Here is a 1,989-nt window from a genome sequence, read left to right as displayed (position 1 = left end):
CAGCAGGCGTGGATCAACGACCCCACCCGACGACACGAACCACAGCAACACAGTTCATAGCCGCACATTCGTTTCATTTGACTTGACAGCTACCGCCTCCGGCCGACGGTGGGGCGTCGTCGCCCCACACGTCCTCCACCAGTTTCGAGAGGTTTACAGGCTTGCCCGCCCTGAGCAACAGCGAAGCGAGCGCGGCGCACTGCCTCGGCTGACCGGCTCCGGCCGCGAGCCCCTGTTTGTGTAGCCGGGCTGGGCGGAGCACTGGGAACCGGACGCCCACGTGCATAGTGCTTACCGCCCTGGAGATCCTTGTGAAGCTTGGCTGCATGGCTGTCCGTAGGGGACCGCTCTTCCCAGACGTACCGCAGATCCGCCAATTTTCGGGACTAAATAGTCCTCTTTTCACAGCGGAGCCCTGCCTTGGGGGCACCGCTTTTTGGGTTGGCGGCTGGGGGCCACATGCGGCCACAGAGCGTGCTGACGAACGCACCCTCCCGCCGTCCAAGCCCTCCCAGCCGGGCCGCCTTCGCCCCGCTGGGAGGCGGTGAAGTCCAGTCCGGGACGGGAGACCGCGACGCAACCGCCTGTGACGCCGCACCGGGATTTCTCGGCGCCGACTCGCCCCAGACGGCTTAGCGCCCTCCCGCGCCCTCCTCCGGCGGATTGACATCCTTGGCGAGCACGACATAGGCCTTGACATGGCCGATCGCCATGTCCAGGGCGATCCTCATGGGTTTGACGTCCTGGGCCGTCTGCGCAAGGAGGTAGCCGCCTTGAAGGGCGGCCATGAGGCCGGTGGCGAGTTCTCCGGCGTCCGCGTCGGCACGGAGGACTCTCGAGTCCTTCATCCGCTCGAGCCCGGCCTCGAGCAGCCCCGCCCAGCTGTCGAAGTGCCGGGCGATCGCCTTGCGCGCCTCTTCGTCCTGATCGGCCAGCTCGCTTGCGAGGGAGCCGAGCGGGCAGCCGTACGCTCCGTTTCGGAGCGCGTTGTGTTCGATCAGTGCGTCCCGCCAGCGCTCCAGCCCGCGGAGGGAGTTGAGCCGCTGCAGCAGCTGCTGCTGACGTTTGAGCAATTCTGCAGCCTGCAACGCGACAACATCCCGCACCAGTGCATCCTTGTCGGGGTAGTGGCGGTAGAGCTGGGATTTGCTCGTTCCGCTGGCCGCCCTGACCTCGTCGAGGGTCGTGGAAGACACGCCCTTGACGTACATCATGTCGGCGGCGGCCCTCAAAATGCGCTCTCGAGTCGCCCGCCCGCGCTCAGTCAGCCGGGAGTCGTTTTTATCGCGCGCCTGTTCCACCACATTGGCCAGATTACCGGTGCGTACGTTAGCAGGATCCAAAGGGGACTTCAAGGTCCCTTTTCTGGGGCCTTCCAGGCGGCGCTGACCCGCCGGAGCCGCGCACTCGACCGAGTGCGCTCGGGCCCGCCACTACCAGACACAATCCATGCCTCCGGCGCCGCCGCCTCTAGGGACAGAACGGTCCCCGCCCCCTCCTCGCCGACCAGGGGCACAGGACCGGCCGCTGCGAGGACCTGCGGCGGGAGTTTCACGTCGACGGAGGTGGGGAAAGCCGTGCCGACGTCGACTCCGCGTCTACTCCCCCACGCGGATCCCGGACGTGCTCCTGCACCCGGGAGGGGCGGGATGCGGCGGTGAGCGGCGGACCCGACAGGGGCGCCCTGCCAGGGGTGTGACCGCGTCGTGGACGATCCCACCGGCCAAGACCGCGCCGTTGGAGGCGGTCCGTGCGGTGGGCATGATCGGCGTGGGCACCAACACCGACCACTCGCCGCCTGGCGAGGAACACGGCAACCTCGTCGGCGAACCCCTACGCTTCGACTACGACCTGTCCGGCACAGCCCAGCACCGCGACACGCAAGTCCGGCACGCCCTGAAGTTCCCCCCGCGAACTGGACAGCGGGTGTTTACGCTGCCGGGACGAGGTTCTGCCTGAGCAAGGATCTCGTTTCGAGCGGGGTGACGT

At 67.4% G+C, this 1,989-nt stretch carries 1 protein-coding gene; it reads right to left on the bottom strand.

Annotation, left to right across the window (positions count from 1 at the left end):
• Positions 1-632: 632 nt before the first annotated feature.
• On the bottom strand, positions 633-1,304 hold the full coding sequence (locus tag ACIBJF_RS53160) for a TetR/AcrR family transcriptional regulator (protein WP_399185077.1): 672 nt from the start codon (positions 1,302-1,304) through the stop codon (positions 633-635).
• Between the last annotated feature and the right edge of the window lie 685 nt (positions 1,305-1,989).

The organism is Streptomyces sp. NPDC050743, from assembly GCF_044456925.1.
Classification (GTDB): Bacteria; Actinomycetota; Actinomycetes; order Streptomycetales; family Streptomycetaceae; genus Streptomyces.
This window is presented reverse-complemented; position numbering and strand designations above follow the sequence as displayed.